At 73.5% G+C, this 19,773-nt stretch carries 17 protein-coding genes and 1 pseudogene; 8 read left to right on the top strand and 10 right to left on the bottom strand.

Annotated elements, in window-relative coordinates; genetic code table 11:
• Positions 1–95: 95 nt before the first annotated feature.
• From ACTMTB_RS04460 to ACTMTB_RS04435, 6 genes and pseudogenes are all read right to left on the bottom strand, one after another.
• Positions 96–1,538, bottom strand: a pseudogene (locus tag ACTMTB_RS04460) (proton/sodium-translocating pyrophosphatase); the annotation flags it as partial.
• Positions 1,520–2,896, bottom strand: coding sequence for a cellulose binding domain-containing protein (locus ACTMTB_RS04455; RefSeq protein ID WP_441142563.1), 1,377 nt, complete (start codon positions 2,894–2,896; stop codon positions 1,520–1,522). The gene ACTMTB_RS04455 and the pseudogene ACTMTB_RS04460, both read right to left, overlap by 19 nt.
• 244 nt (positions 2,897–3,140) lie before the next feature.
• Entirely contained in the window at positions 3,141–4,541 is a 1,401-nt protein-coding gene (locus ACTMTB_RS04450) for a chitinase (RefSeq protein WP_441142561.1), read from the bottom strand.
• Between the two features lie 135 nt (positions 4,542–4,676).
• Positions 4,677–6,089 (bottom strand): carbohydrate-binding protein, encoded by a 1,413-nt coding sequence (locus ACTMTB_RS04445; RefSeq protein ID WP_441142559.1) that lies wholly within the window; start codon positions 6,087–6,089, stop codon positions 4,677–4,679.
• Between the two features lie 78 nt (positions 6,090–6,167).
• The gene (locus ACTMTB_RS04440) at positions 6,168–6,911 is read right to left on the bottom strand and encodes a YidC/Oxa1 family membrane protein insertase (RefSeq protein WP_441142557.1); all 744 of its coding nucleotides are present in this window, start codon (positions 6,909–6,911) and stop codon (positions 6,168–6,170) included.
• A gap of 91 nt (positions 6,912–7,002) precedes the next feature.
• Positions 7,003–7,317: a DUF6412 domain-containing protein gene (locus tag ACTMTB_RS04435; RefSeq protein WP_441142555.1), complete on the bottom strand. Its 315-nt coding sequence runs from the start codon at positions 7,315–7,317 to the stop codon at positions 7,003–7,005.
• 158 nt (positions 7,318–7,475) lie between these two features.
• Here ACTMTB_RS04435 and ACTMTB_RS04430 point away from each other — a divergent pair, with 158 nt between their 5' ends.
• The 4 genes from ACTMTB_RS04430 to ACTMTB_RS04415 all read left to right on the top strand — a co-directional run bounded on the left by ACTMTB_RS04430 (position 7,476) and on the right by ACTMTB_RS04415 (position 11,959).
• Positions 7,476–8,612 carry a carboxylate-amine ligase gene (locus ACTMTB_RS04430; protein ID WP_441142553.1) on the top strand — a complete coding sequence of 379 codons (1,137 nt, stop codon included), beginning with the start codon at positions 7,476–7,478 and terminating at the stop codon, positions 8,610–8,612.
• 24 nt (positions 8,613–8,636) lie between these two features.
• On the top strand, positions 8,637–10,007 hold the full coding sequence (locus ACTMTB_RS04425) for an FAD-dependent oxidoreductase (protein ID WP_441142551.1): 1,371 nt from the start codon (positions 8,637–8,639) through the stop codon (positions 10,005–10,007).
• A 75-nt stretch (positions 10,008–10,082) separates the two neighbouring features.
• Complete coding sequence (locus ACTMTB_RS04420) at positions 10,083–11,036, top strand: hypothetical protein (protein WP_441142549.1); 954 nt, start codon at positions 10,083–10,085, stop codon at positions 11,034–11,036.
• Between the two features lie 56 nt (positions 11,037–11,092).
• Positions 11,093–11,959, top strand: a complete 867-nt coding sequence (locus ACTMTB_RS04415) for an aminoglycoside phosphotransferase family protein (protein WP_441142547.1) — start codon at positions 11,093–11,095, stop codon at positions 11,957–11,959.
• 6 nt (positions 11,960–11,965) lie between these two features.
• Here the strand turns inward: ACTMTB_RS04415 and ACTMTB_RS04410 are convergent, their stop codons facing one another.
• Positions 11,966–12,775 (bottom strand): Fpg/Nei family DNA glycosylase, encoded by an 810-nt coding sequence (locus ACTMTB_RS04410; protein ID WP_441142545.1) that lies wholly within the window; start codon positions 12,773–12,775, stop codon positions 11,966–11,968.
• A gap of 118 nt (positions 12,776–12,893) precedes the next feature.
• Here ACTMTB_RS04410 and ACTMTB_RS04405 point away from each other — a divergent pair, with 118 nt between their 5' ends.
• From ACTMTB_RS04405 to rocD, 3 genes are all read left to right on the top strand, one after another.
• Positions 12,894–13,682 carry a thrombospondin gene (locus ACTMTB_RS04405; protein WP_441142543.1) on the top strand — a complete coding sequence of 263 codons (789 nt, stop codon included), beginning with the start codon at positions 12,894–12,896 and terminating at the stop codon, positions 13,680–13,682.
• Between the two features lie 342 nt (positions 13,683–14,024).
• On the top strand, positions 14,025–14,840 hold the full coding sequence (gene ddaH, locus ACTMTB_RS04400) for a dimethylargininase (protein WP_441142654.1): 816 nt from the start codon (positions 14,025–14,027) through the stop codon (positions 14,838–14,840).
• Positions 14,837–16,051: an ornithine--oxo-acid transaminase gene (gene rocD, locus ACTMTB_RS04395; protein ID WP_441142541.1), complete on the top strand. Its 1,215-nt coding sequence runs from the start codon at positions 14,837–14,839 to the stop codon at positions 16,049–16,051. The genes ddaH and rocD overlap by 4 nt, the downstream gene beginning before the upstream one ends.
• 61 nt (positions 16,052–16,112) lie before the next feature.
• Here rocD and ACTMTB_RS04390 read toward each other — a convergent pair whose 3' ends face one another.
• A complete protein-coding gene (locus tag ACTMTB_RS04390; RefSeq protein WP_334569071.1) occupies positions 16,113–17,264 on the bottom strand; it encodes an FHA domain-containing protein in 1,152 nt (383 codons plus the stop codon).
• Positions 17,261–17,554: a 4a-hydroxytetrahydrobiopterin dehydratase gene (locus ACTMTB_RS04385; protein ID WP_441142538.1), complete on the bottom strand. Its 294-nt coding sequence runs from the start codon at positions 17,552–17,554 to the stop codon at positions 17,261–17,263. The genes ACTMTB_RS04390 and ACTMTB_RS04385 overlap by 4 nt, the downstream gene beginning before the upstream one ends.
• 214 nt (positions 17,555–17,768) lie before the next feature.
• Here ACTMTB_RS04385 and ACTMTB_RS04380 point away from each other — a divergent pair, with 214 nt between their 5' ends.
• Positions 17,769–18,539, top strand: a complete 771-nt coding sequence (locus ACTMTB_RS04380; protein WP_441142536.1) for a hypothetical protein — start codon at positions 17,769–17,771, stop codon at positions 18,537–18,539.
• A 66-nt stretch (positions 18,540–18,605) separates the two neighbouring features.
• Here ACTMTB_RS04380 and ACTMTB_RS04375 read toward each other — a convergent pair whose 3' ends face one another.
• Positions 18,606–19,652: a fatty acid desaturase family protein gene (locus tag ACTMTB_RS04375; RefSeq protein WP_441142534.1), complete on the bottom strand. Its 1,047-nt coding sequence runs from the start codon at positions 19,650–19,652 to the stop codon at positions 18,606–18,608.
• Positions 19,653–19,773 lie beyond the last annotated feature (121 nt).

Raw genomic sequence — 19,773 nt, 5'->3', positions numbered from 1 at the left:
CCGCGCCGATGCGCCACCGCTCAGGTTTGCCGCCTTCCGGGCGCGGCGGACGGGTTCCCGGCCGGCGGTCGGCCGACCGGGAACCCACCGTCGCCTCAGGCGTTGACCGTCTCCGCCCGCTCCGGGCTGCCCGCGCCGGAGCCGCCGTCGGAGGAGTCCATCGCCACGCCCTTGCGCTTGCTGAACACCACCGCGGCCACCACGATCAGGGTCGCGACCAGCGCGATCGTCACCCGCAGCGGGGTGTTGCGGTCGTCGCCGACGCTCCACGCCACCACGGCCGGCGCGATCAGCAGCGAGACCAGGTTCATCACCTTGATCAGCGGGTTGATCGCCGGGCCGGCGGTGTCCTTGAACGGGTCACCGACGGTGTCGCCGATGACCGTCGCGGCGTGCGCCTCGGAGCCCTTGCCGCCGTACGCGCCGTCCTCGACCAGCTTCTTGGCGTTGTCCCAGGCGCCACCGGAGTTGGCCAGGAAGACCGCCATCAGCGTGCCGGCACCGATCGCCCCGGCCAGGTACGCCGCCAGCGCGCCGGGCCCGAGGCCGAAGCCGACCGCGATCGGCGCGAGGATGGCCAGCAGACCGGGGGTCATCAGCTCGCGCTGCGCGTCCCGGGTGCAGATGTCGACGACCTTGCCGTACTCGGGGCGCTGGGTGCGGTCCATGATCCCGGGCAGTTCGCGGAACTGCCGGCGCACCTCCATCACCACGGCCCCCGCCGAGCGGGAGACCGCGTTGATGGCCAGCCCGGAGAAGAGGAAGACCACCGCCGCGCCGATGATCAGACCGACCAGGTTGCGCGGGTTGGACACGTTCAGCGAGTTGAGGATCTCGGTGCCGACGTCCCCGACCCCGGCGTCGGCGTACGCGGTGCGCAGGGTGTCGGTGTACGAGCCGAACAGCGCGGTCGCGGCGAGCACCGCCGTGGCGATCGCGATGCCCTTGGTGATCGCCTTGGTGGTGTTGCCCACCGCGTCCAGCTCGGTGAGGATCCGGGCGCCGTTCTCGTCGATGTCGCCGGACATCTCCGCCACGCCCTGCGCGTTGTCGGAGATCGGGCCGAAGGTGTCCATCGCGACGATCACGCCGACGGTGGTGAGCAGGCCGGTGCCGGCCAGCGCGACCGCGAAGAGCGAGAGCGTGATGGAGGTGCCGCCGAGCAGGAACGCCCCGAAGACGCCGGCGGCGATCAGCAGCGCCGAGTAGACGGCCGACTCCAGGCCGACGCTGATGCCGGCGAGGATGACGGTGGCCGCGCCGGTCTGCGAGCTCTTGCCGATGTCCTGCACCGGGCGCCGGTTGGTCTCGGTGAAGTAGCCGGTCAGCGCCTGGATGGCGGCGGCCAGCACGATGCCGATGACGACCGCGCCGATGGCGACGATCCGGGGGTTCTGGTCGACGTCGGTCAGCCCGCCCTCCAGCTCGGCGAAGGTCGCCGGCAGGTAGGCGAAGGCGGCGATCGCCACCAGCACCGCCGAGATCACCGCGGAGAGGTAGAAGGCCCGGTTGATCGCGGTCAGGCCGTTGCGGTCAGCTCCTGCTGGTCGGAGAGGCCGTTCATGCCGGAGATGCCCATGTGCGCGTACGCGGTGGCGTCCGACCAGCCGAAGGCCGTCTTCAGCGCGTTCTTCAGGCCCTCCGCCGCGTTGATCGTGTTCTGGTACATGTTCGCGCCACCGCCGAAGTCGAACGGCATGATGGTGAAGGTGTCGATGTTCGCGCCGAGCGCGGCGGCCTGGTTGATCAGCCGGGTGCCCCAGTAGTTCGGCCCGGTGGTCGAGGTGCCGAACGTGACGATCGTCTTGATCCCCGGGTTGTTCTGCTTGACGATCTTCAGCGCGCCGAGGATCCGGTCCTGCACCACCGCGTTCTCGAACTCGTCGCTGTTCTCGATGTCGATGTCGATCGCCTTCAGCCCGAACGCGTTGATCACCTGCTGGTACGCCCCGGCGAGCGCGGCGGCCGAGGAGCAGTTCGGGCCGAGCTTGTTGCCGCTCCACCCGCCGATGGACGGGATCACGTCACCGCCGGCGGCCCGGATCGCGGCGATCGTGTTGGCGTGCGCGCCGCCGGTGAGCGGGCCGCTGCCGTCCCAGGCCGGGGTGCAGCCGCCGCCGGAGAGGACGAACGCGATGGTGAACCACTTGATCCCGGTCGCCCCCATCACCGTCGACGGCGCGGGCGGGTCGCCCCAGCCCGGGTAGAGGTAGGGCGCGGCGGCCATCGGGGCGGTGCCGCCGGTGCAGCCGGTGGTGGTGGCGGAGACCGGCGCGGACTTCGCCGACTCACCGGAGGAGTTGTACGCGGCCACCGTGTAGCTGTGCGCGGAGCAGGCGGCCAGCCCGCTGACCGTGGTCGAGGTGCCGGTGAGGGTGGCCCGGACGGTCGAGCCCTCGTACACCCGGTAGCCGGTGACCGTGCCGCCGACGGCGTTCCACGCCAGCGCGATCGAGGAGGCGGTGGTGCCGGTGACCCGCAGGCCGCCGGGGGTGGCCGGGGCGGACGGGTTGCCGCCGCCTCCGGTGCAGGAGCCGCCGTTGACCGTGCAGTTGGTCGGGTCGCCGTTACCGCTGACCACGAAACCGAACGAGGTGCTGGCACCCGGGGCGAGGGTGCCGTTCCAGGACTGGTTCACCGCGGTCACGTGCTGGCCGGAGGTGGTCAGCCGGGCGTCCCAGAAGGTGCCGAGCGAGCTGCCGGCCGGCAGGTCGAACTGCACGTTCCAGGAGCTGATGCTGGCCGAGCTGTCGTTGGTGACGGTGAACTTCGCCTCGTACCCGCTGCCCCAGCTGGAGGTGCGGACGAAGGCGGCGGTGGCGGCGGACGCGGCCGGTGGAGCCACGACGGTGGCCGCGACCAGGGCGGCGGCGAGCGCGACGGCGAATGTCGCCACGCGTGGCGAGCGGAGTTTCACGGTGGCCTCCAGGGACCTGTGGTGGGGGACCGCCCGGGGGTGGGCGGGGTCGCCGGCCCGCAGGAGGCGGGTCGGTGGCGCGGGAGGACCGGCCCGGCCGCTGCGGTGGGCCGGCGGTGCGGACGGCCCGGCCGGAGGTGGGCCGGGTGCGGACGGACCGGCCGGGGGTGGGCCGGGTGGTGCGGCGTGGCCGGCCCGCGGGACGGCGGACCGGCCACGCCCGTCAGGGCAGGGTGGCCAGGTGCGGCTTGACGGTGCGGGCGAAACCGTTGCCGTTGCTGACGTCCCAGTTCACCGACCAGGTCATCGCGCCCCGGATGCCCGGGTAGGTGCGCGGCGGCCGGAAGCTGCCGCAGTTGGTGCCGCGGGCCAGGCAGTCCAGGGCGGCGTTGACCACGCTCGGCGCGACGATGCCACCGCCGGCGGCGCCCGGTCCGGCGGGCAGGCCCAGGCCGACCTGGTCGGGGCGCAGCCCCGCCTCCAGCTGGATGCAGGCCAGGGCGACGATGAAGTTCACCGTGCCCTGCGAGTACGCGGCGTTCTGGTCGCAGCCGAGCATCGCCCCGGAGTTGTAGAACTGGGTGTTGACCACGGTGAGGATGTCCCGGATGTCCAGCGCCAGCTTGAAGTAGCCGGTGGTGGGCGACTGCATGTCGATGGTCTGCGGTGCCATCGCGATGATCAGGCCGGCCCCGACCTTCGCCCGCAGGGCGCGCAGCGCCTGGGCCATGTACGTCGGGTTGAGCCCGTTCTCCAGGTCGATGTCGACCCCGTCGAAGCCGTACCGGCGGATCAGCGCGTGGACGGTGTCGGCGAAGGCGGTGGCCGAGGTGGCGTCGTTGACCGCGACCCGGCCGGTCTCGCCGCCGACGGAGAGGATCACCTTCTGGCCGCGCGAGCGCAGGGTCTGCACGTCGGCGGTGAACTGCGCGTCGGTGTACCCGCCGAGTGCGGCCGACAGGCCGGGGTCGACGGCGAACCCGACCGCGCCGGGCGTGGCGGTGGCCTCGCCGAAGGCGACGGCGACGATGTCGTACTCGGCGGGCACGTCGCGCAGGCGCAGCTCGACCGCGGGGTTGTCGAAGTTGTGCCAGTAGCCGGTGAGCAGGTGCTTCGGCAGCCCGCCGGTGGGTGGCGGCGGGGTGGTGGTGGGCGGCGGGGTGGTCGGCGCCGGGGTGGTGGGCGACGGCGTCGGAGTGGTCGGCGTCGGGCTCGGCGGGGTGCTGCCGCCACCGCAGGGCGCCCCGTTCAGCAGGCAGTTGGTCGGCGAGCCGGTCCCGGTCCCGAGGAAGCCGAACGACACCGAGGCGCCCGGGGCGACGGCGCCGTTCCAGGACCGGTTGGTGAAGGTGTACCGCTGGCCGGAGCTGGTGAGCAGCGCGTCCCAGTAGCTGCCGACGGTGGTCCCGGCGGGCAGGTCGAAGGAGACCGTCCAGCCGGAGATGGTGCTGCCGCCGCCGTTGGTGATCGTGTACTTCCCCTCCCAGCCGCTGCCCCAGTCGGAGGTCTTGACGAAGCTGGCGGTCGCCCCGGCCGCGTACGCGGGCAGCGCGACCCACGCCGCGCCGAGGGTCGCGACCAGCGCGGCGACCAGGGAGAGGAGCAGGGTTCTGGAACGCGTCATGCGACCCTCCGTACTGCGATCGATCCATGGATGTCGACGTGCGCGCTTATTATTAAGACTGTTAACTGATTCTGTCCAGAGTGGTCGACCCATCGATCGGGGCCCGCGTCGCCTCGACGCGGGCCCCGGACGCGCTCAGCGCCGGAAGGTGAACCAGTTGACGTTGACGAAGTCGGCGCTCTGGCCGCTGCTGAAGGTCAGGTAGACGGTGTGCCGCCCGGTCGCCGCGGCGACGTTGCCGGGCACCGAGCGCCAGCTCTGCCAGCCGCCGGTGTTGGCGATGGCGAAGCTGCCGATCGGCGTGCTGGTCGGGCTGTCCAGGCGCACCTCGACCAACCCGCTCACCCCGCCGGCCGCCCCGGAGGCCACCCGGGCGACGAAGTCGCGGGGCGGGGTCGCGCCGAAGTCGACGTTGTCGTAGCGGACCCAGTCACCGCTGCGCACGGCGCCGATGTTCTGCCCGCCCTCGGCGCACGCCTCGACGATCACCCCGTTCTGCGCGGTGAACGCCTCGGCCTGGATCGTCCCGTACGCGTCGACGCCGCCGGACGGCGGCGGGGTGGTCGGCGGTGGCGTGGACGTGCCCCGCCGGTAGACCGCCACGTAGTCGACCAGCATCGGCCGGCCGGAGACGGTCGAGGCGGTCGGCGTGGCGTAGCCGGCCACCCCGTTCGGGAACGAGCCACCCATCGCGACGTTGAGCAGCAGGAAGTAGCCGGCGTGGCCGGTCATCTGGGTCCAGTACGGCTCGCCGACCTGGTTCTGGCCGACGGTGTGGAACAGCTGCCCGTCGACGTACCAGCGCAGTTGCTGCGGGGCGACCGAGGCGTCCCACTCGAACCGGTAGGTGTGGAAGGCGGACTGGCAGGTGCTGCCGGGGCAGGGCCGGGAGTTGCCGAGGCCGCTGAACTCGTTGCACGGGCCGCCCGGGGCGTACCCGCAGTGCAGCACGCCCCAGACCTGGTTCAGGCCGTTGACGTTCTCCATCACGTCGAACTCGCCGATGCCGGGCCAGTTCTGGTAGTTGCCCCGGTACGGCGAGCCGAGCGCCCAGAACGCCGGCCAGTACCCGGCGGCCTGCGCGCCGGTGACGTTGGGCATCTGGATCCGCCCCTCGATGGCGAGCACTCCCCCGGCGGGCGGCTTGAAGTCGGTGCGGACGGTCTCGATCCGGGCGGAGGTCCACCGGCCGGCGCCGTCGCGGACCGGGGTGATCCGCAGGTTGCCGGCGCCGTCGTGGGCGAGGTTGGTGGTGCTGGCGGTGTACGTCTGGATCTCGCCGGTGCCCCAGTTGGCCGGGCCACCCGGGTAGCTGGTGCCGGTGTCGATGATCCAGTTGGCCGAGGACGGCAGGGTGCCGGCGGAGCCGGTGAAGTCGTCGCTCCACATCAGGCTCCAGCCGGACGGGGGCGGCGGGACGGCGGCCTGCGCGGTCACGGTCACGCCGGCCAGCGCGGTGGTGGCGACGGCCAGCGCGACGGCCAGCGGGAGCCGTCGGCGCGACCGGGGTGGGCGGGGGGCGGCGGAGGCCGCCGGGGCAGGGTTCATCGGGGGTGCCTCTCTGCGGGGGACGGGTCGAGAGAGCGCTCTCTGACAGCGATTTGTACGCCGCCGAGCCGACATATGTCAACGCTTGTCGATGGGTTCCGGCTGCGGGCGGCGCAACGTCACCTGCTCCAGCGCCGTCCACGCCGTGGTGGTCACCAGGTAGATCACCGCCGCCAGCGGCACCACGAGCGCCACCAGCACGGTCACGTACGGCAGCAGCGGGATCAGCCGGCCCAGCGTGGCCGCGCCCGGTCCCTCGATCGGCGTACCGGCCACCGTGCCCGTCGACGCCGCGGCGCGCTTCGCCCGCCGGGAGGAGAACCAGGCCAGGCCGGTCAGCACCGCCAGCAGCAGGCCGAAGACCAGCACCACCGGGCCGGAGAGCCCGTCGCCCAGGTGCCAGCCCAGCGGCACCCCGCCCAGCCGCTCGTCGAGCAGCCCGCCGCCGCCCTCACCGGTGGCGAAGAGCCGGTACATGACCAGGAAGAAGGGCGCCTGGAGCAGCGCCGGCAGGCAGCCGGCGACCGGACTGGCGCCGGCCCGCCGGTAGAGCCCGAACAGCTCGGACTGCAACCGCGCGGGGTCGTCGGCGTACCGCTGCTGGAGCTGGCGGACCTCGGGGGCGAGCGCCGCGCGGCGCCGCTCCCCACGGACCTGCGCCAGGGTGAGCGGCGAGATCAGCAGCCGGACGGCGATGGTGAACAGGACGATGGCGGCGGCGGTGGCCGTCCCGCCGGTCAGCGGCGCGAGCGCGTCGGAGAGCCAGGTGACGGCGGCGCCGGCGGCAGCCACCGCGTCGTGCACGGGTGAGAAGGCGAGCATCAGGTGACCCCTCGGTCCGATCCCGGATGTCCCCCGGCCGGGGCCGGTGGGACGGATGACGACGGAATCGGCCGGGCGGCGACGCGCGGGATCAGCCCGCGACCGGACGCCACCCGGCCGAGGGACGCCACCCCGGGGCCCGGGGACGGGGCCGGCCGGCCGCGTCCGGATCGACCTGGCGCGGCACCCGCCGGCGCCGGGCCCGCTCCCGCAGGCCCACCGCCCGCCGGCCACCCCGGGCCTGGCCGCCCACCCGGCGGGGACGCGCCGCCAGCAGCGCCGCGAGCAGCAGCGCGGCCACCACCGCCGCGCCGGCGAGGAGTTCCGCCGGACGCTGCCCGAGCAGCGTCAGCTCGGTGAGCGCGTACGCCCACAGACCCGTCACCGCCACCAGCAGACCCGGCACGCGATCAGCCTAGGGTCCGCCGTCCACTCCACCGGCGGGATCGGCGACACGCCGCCCCGACGCGCCGGTCCGGCGTTTTCCGCCGCCGCCACCCTGGGTAACCAGAGCCCCGACCGGCGCGGACGGACCGTGACCGGGGCGAACGGACGGTGGTGGCGATGACCGGCCAGGTGGCGGCGGCGAGCCCGGCGGCCCCGAACGGCACCGACCTGCTCACGGTGGGCGTCGAGGAGGAGTTCCTGCTCGTCGATCCGCACACCGGTGCCGCGGTGCCCGCCGTCGACCTGGTGCTGGAGCAGGTGCCGGCGGAACTGCGCGGCCAGGTGGAGCGGGAGTTCCAGACCAGCCAGATCGAGATCGGCAGCCCGCCCGGGCTGGAACTCCGGTCGATCCGCCACTCCCTCGGCGTGCTGCGGGCCGCGCTCGCCGACGCCGCCGAGCGGGCCGGCGTACGGCTGCTCGCCATCGGCACCGGCCCGGTCGACGGCCCGGTCCCGCCGGTGGTCGACAAGCCCCGCTTCGACCAGATGATCGAGCGGTTCCGGCTGCTGGTGCCGGGCCCCGGCAACAACGGCATGCACGTGCACGTCGGCGTCCCCGACCCGGAGACCGGCGTCCAGGTGCTCAACCACGTCCGCCCCTGGCTGCCCGTGCTGCACGCGGTGACCACCAACTCCCCGTTCGCCCGGGGCGAGGACACCGGCTACGCGAGCTGGCGCTCGGTCGAGTGGGAGCACTGGCCGTCGGTCGCCCCCACCCCGTTCCTGAAGTCGCACGAGCACTACCAGCGGCTGATCCGGCAGCTCATCTCCAGCGGCGTGATGCTCGACGAGGGGATGCTCTACTGGTACGCCCGGCTGTCGGCGAAGTACCCGACGGTGGAGATCCGCATCGGTGACGTCTGCCCGTCGGTGGACGACGCGGTGCTGGTCGCGGCCATGGTCCGGGCGATGGTGGCGACCGCGATGACGGACATCGCCGAGGGCCGCCGCGCGGTCAACACCGACCACCACCTGCTGGTCGCCGCGCACTGGCGGGCCGCGCACGACGGGCTGGAGGGCGAGGGCGTCGACCTCACCAACGGCGAGCTGCGCCCGGCCTGGGAACTGCTGGACGCCCTGGTCGAGCGGGTGCGCCCCGCGCTGGAGAGCCACGGCGACCTGGCCGAGGTGACCGACCTGCTGGGCGGGCTGCGCCGGCACGGCAGCGGCGCCGCCCGGCAGCGGGCCGTCTTCGAGCGGACCGGCCGGCTGGAGGACGTGGTGGCGGACGTGGCGCGACAGACCCGCGGCTGAGCCCTGCGTGGAAGACTGGTCACCGTGGCACAACGGCTGATCGTCATCGGCGGGGACGCCGCGGGCATGGCGGCGGCCTCCCAGGCCCGCCGCCGTCGCCGCCGCGACGACCTGGAGATCGTCGCGTTCGAGCGGGGGCACTTCACGTCGTACTCGGCGTGCGGCATCCCGTACTGGATCAGCGGGACGGTCGAGGAACGCGACGACCTGATCGTCCGGTCCCCGGCCACGTTCCGCGAGGAGCACCAGATCGACGTGCGGACCCGCACCGAGGTCACCGGCATCGACCTGGACCGCCGCGAGGTCGTCGCCCGCGACCTGGACCGCGGCGGCGAGGTCCGCGAGCGGTTCGACACCCTGGTGTACGCCACCGGCGCGGTGCCGACGAAGCCCGACTGGGCCCGCGACGACGTGGGCGGGGTCTTCGGGGTGCAGACCCTCGACGACGGCGCGGCGGTGCGCGACTGGCTGGATGCCGAGCCGAAGCCACGCCGGGCGGTGGTGGTCGGCGGCGGCTACATCGGGGTGGAGATGGCCGAGGCGCTGGTCCAGCGAGGACTTTCGGTCACCCTGGTGGAGCAGGGCGAACAGCCGATGTCCACCGTCGACCCGGACATGGCGTCCCTGGTCGCCACGGCGATGCGCGGCCTCGGCATCGAGATCCGCACCGGCGTCCGGGTGACCGGGATCGAGGAGCGCGACGGCCGGGTCGTCGCGGTGGTCACCGACGCCGGGTCGCTGCCGACCGACGTCGTGGTCCTCGGCCTCGGGGTACGCCCCAACACCGCGCTCGCCGCGGCCGCCGGCCTGCCGGTCGGCACCACCGGCGGGGTCCGCGTCGACCGGCGGATGCGGGTGCCGGGGATGCCCGACGTCTGGGCGGCCGGCGACTGCGTGGAGACGCTGCACCGGGTCAGCGGGATGTCCGTGCACGTCCCGCTCGGCACGCACGCCAACAAGCAGGGCCGGGTGGTCGGGATCAACATCGGTGGCGGGTACGCCACCTTCCCCGGCGTCATCGGCACCGCCGTGACCAAGGTCTGCGACCTGGAGGTGGGGCGTACCGGGCTGCGGGAGCGGGAAGCCGCGTCGGCCGGCTTCGAGTTCGTCACGGTGCGGGCCGAGTCGACCAGCCGGGCCGGCTACTACCCGGGGTCCCGCCCGATGACCGTCAAGCTGATCGCCGAGCGTCCCACCGGGCGGCTGCTCGGCGCCCAGATCGTCGGCCGCTCCGAGTCGGCCAAGCGGATCGACGCGCTGGCCGTGGCGCTCTGGAACGGCATGACCGTGGACGACATGACCGCGCTGGATCTCGGCTACGCCCCGCCGTACGCCCCGGTGTGGGACCCGGTGCTGATCGCCGCCCGCAAGGCCGTCGACGCGCTGGCCAAGTAACCGGTCGATTGTGTGTGTGGAGTTGTTGTCGCCCCAGCGACAACAACTCCACACAGAATCAGTTCTGCTGGATCGGTGCGGATTCCGGGGGATGACGCGGGAGCGTTGGACTGGCTGCTGTTCGAGCAGGCAGGAGTGCTGAGCTGGGCGCAGGCGACCCGCGAGCTGACCCCGGCCAAGGTACGCCACCTGGTGGCCACGGGCCGGTGGGAGCGGATCTGCCGGGGCATCCTGCGGACCGGCGGTGGTGAGATCAGCTTGGATCAGCAGCGCTGGATCGCCGTACTGGCGGCCGGCGAGGGTGCGGTGCTGGCAGGGCTGGCCGCCGCTCGCGCCGGCGGCCTTCGCGGACGCTGGCGCTACGAGGCGGTGGACGTGCTCGTGCCGTTCCAGCGGCAGGCTCCCGACCTGCTGCGCCGTCTGCCGCTCGGCATGCCGGCGGTACGTGTCCGGCGGACTCGGCACCTGCCTGACGCCGACCGCCAGCGGGGACGACCCGACCGCACGACCATGGCGCGGTCCCTGCTGGACGCCGCGCAGTGGGTACGCACCGAGGACGAGGCGCAGGCGCTGCTCGCTGCTGGCTGCCAGCAGCGGCGCGTCACCCCGGCCGAACTGGGGGCGGCCCTGCAGCGCTTCCGCCGGCCACACCGGGCGGCGTTGATCAGGAGCACCATCGCGGACCTGACCGGCGGCGCCGAAGCGCTGTCGGAGATCGACCTGGTCCGGCTCTGCCGGCGGTACCGTCTCCCCCCGCCGGAGCTGCAGGAACGACGACGGGACGCGGACGGGCGGGTGCGCTACCTGGACGCGTACTGGCGGCGGTGGGGGCTGCACGTCGAGGTCGACGGCGCCCACCACATGGAGGTCCGGCACTGGGCCGCGGACCTTCGGCGGCAGAACCGGATCTGGATCGAGGGCGATCGTATCCTCCGGTTCACTGCGTTCGATCTTCGTCGCCGTCCAGCGGAGGTGGCCACCCAACTCCGCGCCGCCCTGACAACGGCGGGCTGGCAACCGGAATCGTGAAGAGTTGTTGTCGCAGGGACGACAACAGCTCTCCACGATTCGGCGAGGATGGCCGGGTGGAGATCCCGGAGGGGTTGTCCTGGGTGCGTCGTACGCCGGTAGGGCGGGACTGGTTGGCGACGCTGCCCCGGTGGCGGGACGAGTGCGTCGAGCGCTGGTCACTGCGGCTCGGGCCGCCGTTTCCGTACGCGTTCGCCTCCCTGGCGATGCCCGCCACGCTGCCCGACGGCACCCCGGCGGTGCTCAAGCTCCAGTACCCGGACGAGGACAGCCGCCGTGAGGCCGACGCGCTCGCGCACTGGGCCGGCGACGGGGCGGTACGCCTGCTCGCGCACGACCCGCGGCGGCGGGCGCTGCTGGTCGAGCGGTGCCTGCCCGGCTCGCCGGTGCACGAACTGCCGCCCGACGAGGCGCTGGACGTCGTCGCCGGGCTGCTGCCCCGGCTGTGGCAACCGGCCGGCGGGCCGTTCACCACGCTCGCCGAGGAGGCCGCCGGCTGGCGCGCGCGGCTGCCGGTGAACTGGGAGCGGGCCGGCCGGCCGTACGAGCGGCGGCTGCTCGACGCGGCGCTCGGCCGGCTCGCCGACCTCGTCGACGACCAGGGCGAACAGGTGCTGGTCAATCAGGACCTGCACGCCGGCAACGTGCTGCGCGCGACCCGCGAGCCGTGGCTGGTGATCGACCCGAAGCCGCTGGTCGGCGAGCGGGAGTTCGGGGCGGTGCCGATCGTGCGCGGCCCCGAGCTGGGTCACTCGCCGGCAGCGCTGCGGCGGCGGCTCGACCGGCTCACCGGGGCGCTGGGGCTGGACCGGGACCGGGTCCGGGGCTGGGCGATCGCGCAGACGCTGGCCTGGAGCACCGACGGGGAGGTCGTCTTCCCGAACCAGGTCGAGTCGGTCCGCTGGCTCGTCGACGGCGACTGAGCCGTCTCAGCCGCCCTGGCAGGTGGCGCACCAGTAGAGGTTGCGGCCGGCCAGCACGCCTCGGCGCACCGGCGTCGCGCAGACGTGGCAGGGGTCGCCGGGGCGGCGGTAGACGTACACCTCGCCGCCGTGCCGGTCGACGCGGGCCGGGCGGCCCATCGCCTCCGGCAGGTGCGCGTCGCGGACGGTGTCGATCCGGCCGCGGTCGACGGCCAGCGTCATCAGCTCGACCAGGTCGGCCCAGAGCGCGTCCCAGCCGGCCGGGGTCAGCTCCCGGCCGGGCAGCGTCGGCGGCAGCCCCGCCCGGAACAGCGCCTCGGTGACGAAGATCAGCCCGGTGCCGGCCACCACGGACTGGTCCAGCAGCAGCGCGGCGAGCGGGGTGGGACTGCGCCGGACCCGCGCCCAGGCCCGGCGCGGGTCGGCGTCGGCGCGCAGCGGGTCCGGGCCGAGCCGGTCGCGCAGCGCGGCGACCTCGGGCGAGGTCAGCAGCTCGCAGGCGGTGGGGCCGCGCAGGTCGAGCCAGTGCCGGTCGCTGGCGAGCCGCAACCGGACCTGCCCGACCGGGGGCGGCGGCTCCCCCGGGCCGTCGGTGAACTTGCCGTACAGGCCGAGGTGCACGTGCAGGGTCAGCTCGTCGGCGTAGTGGTGCAGCAGGTGCTTGCCGTACGCCTCGGTGCCGTCGAGGACGGTGCCGGAGAGCCGGGCGGCGCCCTCGGCGAAGCGGCCCTGCGGGCTGGCGGCGGTCACCTTGTCGCCGGCGAACAGCTCGGCGTGCCGGGCCGCCAGGCGGTGGATGGTGTGTCCCTCTGGCACGACGGCAACGGTAGCCCGGGTGTGGCGGATCGGGCCGCTGGGTACCACAGCGGTGATACGCGTGGCTGCCCACCGGCGCTTACCGAGGCCTCCACGCATCGATCAGGAGGTGTTCACAATGAAGATTCCTTCGCTGTCGCGCCGGACCGAGCCGGCGCCCACGACCGACCGTAACGGCGACGGGCGCGTCGACGGACACGACCGGAGCGCCACCGTCGACCGCCCGGCCGATCCGCCGGTGGTCACCGACCGGGACGCCGAGCAGACGACGTACCGCAGCAACGCGCTGGCCACCGACGGCGAGCGCGACGCCGAGACGGAGCGCCGGGCGGCCGAGCGCGCCGCGCTGGCCCGGGCGTCCACCGCCCGCTCCGAGTCGACCCGCGGCCCCTCCGGCCGGGTCGCCGCGATCGACGACGAGCCCCGGCGTACGACGTCGGACCGGCTCACCGGCGCGGACCGGGACGCCCGGCCGGGCACCGGCCTCGCCGACCCCACCGCCGAGCGGACGGTCGACGTGGACCGGGACGGTGTCCCCGACCGGGACGAGGCCCGCCGGGAGACCCCGGTGGTCGCCGGCCCGAAGCCGCGGGCCAGCCTGCTGGCCACCCTCGGCCTGATCGTCTCCGTGGTCGGTGCCCTGTTCGTGCTCACCGGCACGCTGGCCGGGTACGGCATCGCCGTCGGCGCGGCCGGCGCGGTGCTCTCCGTCCTCGGCCTGATGGCGACCCGGCGGCGGCACGTCGCCGGCAAGACCGACGCGCTGATCGGCATCCTGGTGGGCCTGGCCGCGGTGGTGGTCGGGGTGGTCGCGATGACCGGCCAGTTCGACTGGCCGACCGCCGACGGCGAGTGGATCTCCCGGTTCCGGGAGTGGCTCGACTCACAGTTTGTCGACCGGTTCTGACGGGCACCTTTCCGCTCGCCGGTGGTGCGCCGGCGACGCCCGATCAGTCTGGTGGTTCACCAGCCGGGCACGCATCCTTTCGGGGGCGGCGTTCGCCGCCCCCGAAGCGCGTCCAGGGGCCGTCACCTCCCGTTCCGGGGGTGGCGGCCCCTTCGTCATGTGGGTGGTAGGCGGGAACGCAACAGATCGCCGCCCGGCCGACGCCAGACGCAACGTTTCGTCGGCGTACGCAAGTCTCGGCGGTGGATGTCGTCGGCCGATGCCGCATACCGTTGACGGACGGCGCCAGCCCGTCGGCCGAGGTGGCCGGGCGCGCCCGACCCCCAGGAGCAGGACATGACGATGGACGCCATCAGCCAGCGCTTCCTGATGTGCCGGCCGACGTACTTCGCCGTCGACTACGCCATCAACCCGTGGATGGACCCGACCGCGCCGGTCGACGCCGACCTGGCCATCCGGCAGTGGGAGCAGCTGCGCCGGACCTACCTCGACCTGGGCCACTCCGTCGAGCTGATCGACCCGGTCGCCGGCCTGCCGGACATGGTCTTCGCCGCCAACGGCGGCACGGTGATCGACGACAAGGCCATGGCGGTGCAGTTCCGCGACCCGCAGCGCGCCGACGAGGCCCCCGCCTACCGCGCCTGGTTCGAGGCCGCCGGCTTCGAGATGTACGACCCGAAGCACGTCAACGAGGGCGAGGGCGACGTCCTGCTGGTCGGCGACTACCTGCTCGCCGGCACCGGCTTCCGCACCGCGCACGCCTCGCACGCGCAGCTGCAGGAGGTCTTCGGCTACCCGGTGATCACGATGCAGCTGGTCGACCCGCGCTTCTACCACCTGGACACCGCCCTGACCGTGCTCGACGAGCGGACCGTGGCGTACCTTCCGGAGGCGTTCTCCCCCGGCAGCCAGGCGGTGCTGCGCCGGCTCTTCCCGGACGCGGTGCACGCCACCATGGCCGACGCCGAGGTGCTGGGGCTGAACGCGGTCAGCGACGGCCGGCACGTGGTGCTGCCGGCGCAGGCCACCGACCTGGCCGCGAAGCTGCGCGACCGGGGTTACGAGACCATCGGGATCGACCTGTCCGAGCTGCGCAAGGCCGGCGGCGGACCGAAGTGCTGCACGTTGCGACTCCGTCAGGGAAAGGCGACCAAGTGATCGAGGACATGCTGCGGACTCCGGCTGCGGTACGGGACGCGGAGAAGCACACCGCGCACAACTACCACCCGCTGCCGGTGGTGATCTCCTCCGCCGAGGGCGCCTGGCTCACCGACGTGGACGGCCGTCGCTACCTGGACTGCCTCGCCGGCTACTCGGCGCTGAACTTCGGCCACCGGCACCCGACGCTGATCCGCGCCGCCCACGAGCAGCTCGACAAGCTGACGCTCACCAGCCGCGCGTTCATCCACGACCAGTTCGCCGACTTCTGCAGGGAGCTGGCCGAGCTGTGCGGCAAGGACCTGGTCCTGCCGATGAACACCGGCGCCGAGGCGGTCGAGACCGGCGTCAAGGTCGCCCGCAAGTGGGGCTACCAGGTCAAGGGCGTCACCCCCGGCCAGGCCAACATCGTCGTCGCCGAGGGCAACTTCCACGGCCGGACGACCACCATCGTCAGCTTCTCCACCGACGAGGACGCCCGCGCCGACTTCGGGCCGTACACCCCGGGCTTCACGGTCGTCCCCTACGGCGACCTGGACGCGCTGGCCGCCGCGATCGACGAGAACACCGTCGCCGTGCTGCTCGAGCCGATCCAGGGCGAGCAGGGCGTGGTGGTGCCGCCGGAGGGCTACCTGCCGGGTGTCCGCCGGGTCTGCACCGAGCGCAACGTGCTCTTCATCGCCGACGAGATCCAGTCCGGCCTCGGCCGGACCGGGCACACCTTCGCCTGCGACCACGAGGGCGTCGTGCCGGACATGTACCTGCTGGGCAAGGCGCTCGGCGGCGGCATCGTGCCGGTCTCCGCGGTCGCCGCGAACGCCGACGTGCTGGGGGTGCTGAAGCCGGGCCAGCACGGTTCGACCTTCGGCGGCAACCCGCTGGCCTGCGCGGTCGCCACCGAGGTGGTCCGGCTGCTGGCCACCGGCGAGTTCCAGCGCCGCTCCGCCGAGCTGGGCACGCGGCTGCGCGCCGGCCTGGAGGGGCTGCTCGGCAAGGGTCTGGTTGCCGTCCGGGTCCGGGGCCTCTGGGCCGGGGTGGACATCGACCCGGCGCTGATGAGCGGCCGCCAGGCATGCGAGCGGCTGATGGAGCGCGGCGTCCTGGCCAAGGACACCCACGGCTCCACCATCCGGCTGGCCCCGCCGCTGGTGATCACCGAGGAGGAGATCGACCACGCGGTGGCCCAGCTCGCCGCCGTGCTGGCCGGCTGACCTCGTACGCGCGAAGCGGGCGTCGGGACCACGGTCCCGACGCCCGCTCGTCGTTCGTCGGTCAGTTGCGGGGCAGGCGCATGGCCATGGTGGGCGCCTCGGCCATCACCGAGGTGGGGGTGAACGGGGCGCCGGTGGGCAGCTCGCCGGCGCGGCCGACCTGGACGCCCGGGTAGAGCTCGACCATGTCGGCGCCGCCGAGCACCCGGGACTGGTTCGGCGCGAGCGGGATCCGTTCCGCCTCGGTCATCGACCCGTGCGGGCGGATGCCGGAGCCGTTGGTGCTCACGTCGGTCACGATCACCTCGCCGACCCGCAGCTCCAGCTTCAGGTGGCTGCGGCTGATCCAGCGCCGGGCCTCGTCGTTGAGCCACTGGCCGAGCACGATCCCGCCGCTGGCCTCGGGCGCCCGCCCGACGAAGACCGGCTGCTCCTCGGTGAGCACGAACCGCCGCCGGACCAGGCCACCGATCCGGACCGCCAGCACCTCGGTGCGGGGCCGCGGCCCGGCGTCACCGAGCCGGGCGCCGTGCCGGGGGCAGGTCGGCACCCCGTTGCGCAGCGCGGGTGGCGGCTGGCCGGCCGGCGCGCGCTCGACCCGGGCCAGGTCGGCGAAGGCGCCACCGCCCCCGCCGCCGCCGAAGAGGGCGCAGCCCGGCTCCGGGCAGCGCCACTGCCGGGCCAGCAGCTTCGCCCCGACCGGCGAGCGGTCCCCCTCGACCGGGGTCGAGCCGCCGCCGACGTGCGCGACGAAGACCGGGCCGCCGGCGCCGGGCACCGGCGCGAGCACCCGGCCCGGCTGCTCCACCAGCCACGGGAACCGACCGCGCAGGCTGTCGAACCGGACCCGGGTGAGCACCGGCAGGCCGAGCAGATCGGCCACCTCCAGCATCCGGTCGCCCGGGTTGTCCAGCACCTCGACGAGGCCGTCGTCGGCCCAGCGCCGGACCACCATCCGCTCGTTCGAGGTGAGGTCGGCGTCGGAGAGCAACGCCCGGTGCACCACGGCGTAGACCGGGACGCTGTCCTCCTCCAGCTCGCGGGAGAGGGCGTCGATCACCATGCCGAGCCGCAACAGGCTGGCCGGCCGGCCACCGTCGAGGTCCTGGTAGCGGATCACCTCGGCCAGGTCGAGGACGGCCCGGGCCAGGGACGGGTCGGTGCAGACGCGCCCCTCGATGGCGTCCAGCACCTTGCTGATCTCGAATCTCATCGGACGCTCCGGACGATGTCGTCGATCTGGCGCGCCAGCTCCACGTCCCGGTGGGTGACCCCACCGGCGGAGTGGGTGACGCAGCGGAAGGTCACGGTCCGCCACCGGATGTCGATGTCGGGGTGGTGGTCGAGTCGCTCGGCCACCTCCGCCACCCGGTCGACCACGGCGATGGCGGCCGGGAAGCTGCCCAGCTCGACGGTGCGGCTGATCTGAGTCGGGTCGCCCGACCAGTCCGCCAGCCCGCCCAGCTTCTCTCGCACCGCCTCGGCGGTGAGCAGGTCTGTCATGGCCCGACCCTACCGGCACTGGCCTGGGCAAGTCGGACGCGCCGGAGGTGGGTCGACGCCCATTGACCGGGTGTGCCGGGTCGAGCACCGACGGCTACGAGGGACGGACATCGACACCCGACTGTCGCTTTCGCCCGCTACGCTGACCGACGGCCCGGCCGGTGGCGGGCAGCACACGCCGCACCGGCCCACCCTTCACGAGGAGTAATCCACAATGAACACTCGACGGCTGGCGACCACGGGGGTCGCGCTCGTCGCCGCGCTGGGTCTGCTGACCGGCTGTGGCAACCAGGACGGAGCGGACGCTCCAGCCGCCGGCGGAAGCGCCGCGAGCGTCGCCCCGAGCAGCAGCGCGTCGGTCGCTCCGCTCGACGAGCTGACCGCCGCCGCGCTCAAGCTCAGCGAGGACAGCGTCCGGGTCACCATCACCTCGTCGGTGGTCAACGGCGGTGGCCTGCTGGACCCGCGGACCAAGGCGATCGACATGACCCTCGACATGGGCAGCCAGGGCAAGGTCCGGATGATCACCCTCGGCGACGACGCCTGGATGAAGATCAGCGGCATGGCCGGCGCCCCGAAGAAGTGGCTGCACATGGACGCCACCAGGCTCGGCGCCAGCGGCCAGATGAACCTGATGCCGGACGGCGACCCGGGCGGCGCCAAGCAGATGATCAAGGGGGTCACCGAGGTCGAGAAGACCGGTGAGCACGCCTTCGCCGGCACCCTCGACTACACGAAGGCCAAGCCGGACGACAAGGGCATCAAGGCGCTCGGCGCCAAGGCCAAGGCGGTGCCCTTCACCGCGAAGACCGACGACCAGGGCCGACTGATCGAGCTGGTCGTCGACACCACCGTGCTGTCCCCGGCAGCCGGCAAGCTCAAGACCACCTACACCGACTTCGGCGCGGCCGTCGCCCCGCAGAAGCCGCCGGCCAGCCAGACCCAGGAGGCTCCGGAAGAGCTGATCAAGGCGTTCGGCGGCTGACCGCCCCGCACCCCGACGCGACGGGGCGGCACCGTGACCGGTGCCGCCCCGTCGTGCGTACGAGGGTCAGCCGCGCAGCGGCCGGCCCACCTCGTGCAGGTGCGCCAGCGCCTGCCGGTACGACTCGACCAGCCCGGTCTCGACGTACGGCACCTCGCGCTCGGCGCAGTACGCCTGCACGATCGGCTGCGCCCGGCGCAGGTTGCCCCGCGGCATGTTCGGGAACAGGTGGTGCTCGATCTGGTAGTTGAGCCCGCCCAGTGCGACGTCGACGAACCGGCCGCCCCGCACGTTGCGCGAGGTGAGCACCTGCTTGCGCAGGTAGTCCAGGTTGTCTTCCTCCGTCGGCATCGGCATGCCCTTGTGGTTCGGGGCGAACGCGCAGCCCATGTAGAGGCCCCAGAGCCCCTGGTGGATGGCGATGAAGGCGAGCGCCTTCGCCGGCGACATCACGGCGAAGATGAGCCCCAGGTAGCCGACGGTGTGCGCGACGAGCAGCAGCCCCTCCACGCCCCGGTGCCGCATCGGCGTGGACCAGCCGCCGTCCGACCGACCGACCAGCGCCTTGATGCTGGCCACGTGCAGGTGGAAGCCCTCCAGCAGCAGCATCGGGAAGAACAGCCAGGCCTGCCGCCGCGCCAGCCAGCGCAGGTAGGGCGGCGTCGCCGCCGCCTGCTCGTACGTCCAGACCAGCGCGCCGCCGCCGACGTCCGGATCCTCGTCGGTGTGGTTCGGGTTGGCGTGGTGCCGGTTGTGCTTGTCGACCCACCAGCCGTAGCTGAGCCCGACCGCCAGGTTGCCGGCGAGCAGACCGGCCAGCTCGCTCGGGCCCCGGCGGCGGAACATCTGCCGGTGCCCGGCGTCGTGGCCGAGGAAGGCGACCTGGGTGGTGGCCACCGCCATGCCCACCGCCATCAGCAGCTGCGCCCACGAGTCGCCGACCGCCACCACCGCGGCCCAGCCCGCCAGGAAGAAGGTCGCCGCCAGCGCGATGCGCACCGCGTACCGGCCGGGGCGGCGCTCGAGCAGGCCCGCCTCGCTGATCCGTCGGGACAACACGGCATAGTCACTGCCGCGTCGTACCGGTTGGTCCGCCACCGCTGAACGCGCCATCTCCGCTCCCTGTCCTCGATCGGGGCCGCACCCGTTGGCGGGCCCACCCTTGATTCTCGCGGCGACGGTTGCGCCTGGTAATCATGGCAACACCCCGATTCGTGGTGGTGTTGCCCCTACC

It is taken from the genome of Micromonospora sp. L32 (assembly GCF_052068055.1).
Taxonomy (GTDB): Bacteria; Actinomycetota; Actinomycetes; order Mycobacteriales; family Micromonosporaceae; genus Micromonospora; species Micromonospora purpureochromogenes.
The sequence above is the reverse complement of the archived record's forward strand: the minus strand, read 5'-3'. Positions and strand labels throughout refer to the sequence as shown.

Coding starts and splice junctions, on each gene's coding strand:
- ACTMTB_RS04385 (WP_441142538.1), bottom strand. CDS start 17,554: ATGACAGACCTGCTCACCGCCGAGGCGGTGCGAGAGAAGCTGGGCGGG.
- ACTMTB_RS04380 (WP_441142536.1), top strand. CDS start 17,769: ATGAACACTCGACGGCTGGCGACCACGGGGGTCGCGCTCGTCGCCGCG.
- ACTMTB_RS04430 (WP_441142553.1), top strand. CDS start 7,476: ATGACCGGCCAGGTGGCGGCGGCGAGCCCGGCGGCCCCGAACGGCACC.
- ACTMTB_RS04445 (WP_441142559.1), bottom strand. CDS start 6,089: ATGAACCCTGCCCCGGCGGCCTCCGCCGCCCCCCGCCCACCCCGGTCG.
- ACTMTB_RS04390 (WP_334569071.1), bottom strand. CDS start 17,264: ATGAGATTCGAGATCAGCAAGGTGCTGGACGCCATCGAGGGGCGCGTC.
- ACTMTB_RS04375 (WP_441142534.1), bottom strand. CDS start 19,652: ATGGCGCGTTCAGCGGTGGCGGACCAACCGGTACGACGCGGCAGTGAC.
- ACTMTB_RS04450 (WP_441142561.1), bottom strand. CDS start 4,541: ATGACGCGTTCCAGAACCCTGCTCCTCTCCCTGGTCGCCGCGCTGGTC.
- ACTMTB_RS04405 (WP_441142543.1), top strand. CDS start 12,894: ATGAAGATTCCTTCGCTGTCGCGCCGGACCGAGCCGGCGCCCACGACC.
- ddaH (WP_441142654.1), top strand. CDS start 14,025: ATGGACGCCATCAGCCAGCGCTTCCTGATGTGCCGGCCGACGTACTTC.
- ACTMTB_RS04440 (WP_441142557.1), bottom strand. CDS start 6,911: ATGCTCGCCTTCTCACCCGTGCACGACGCGGTGGCTGCCGCCGGCGCC.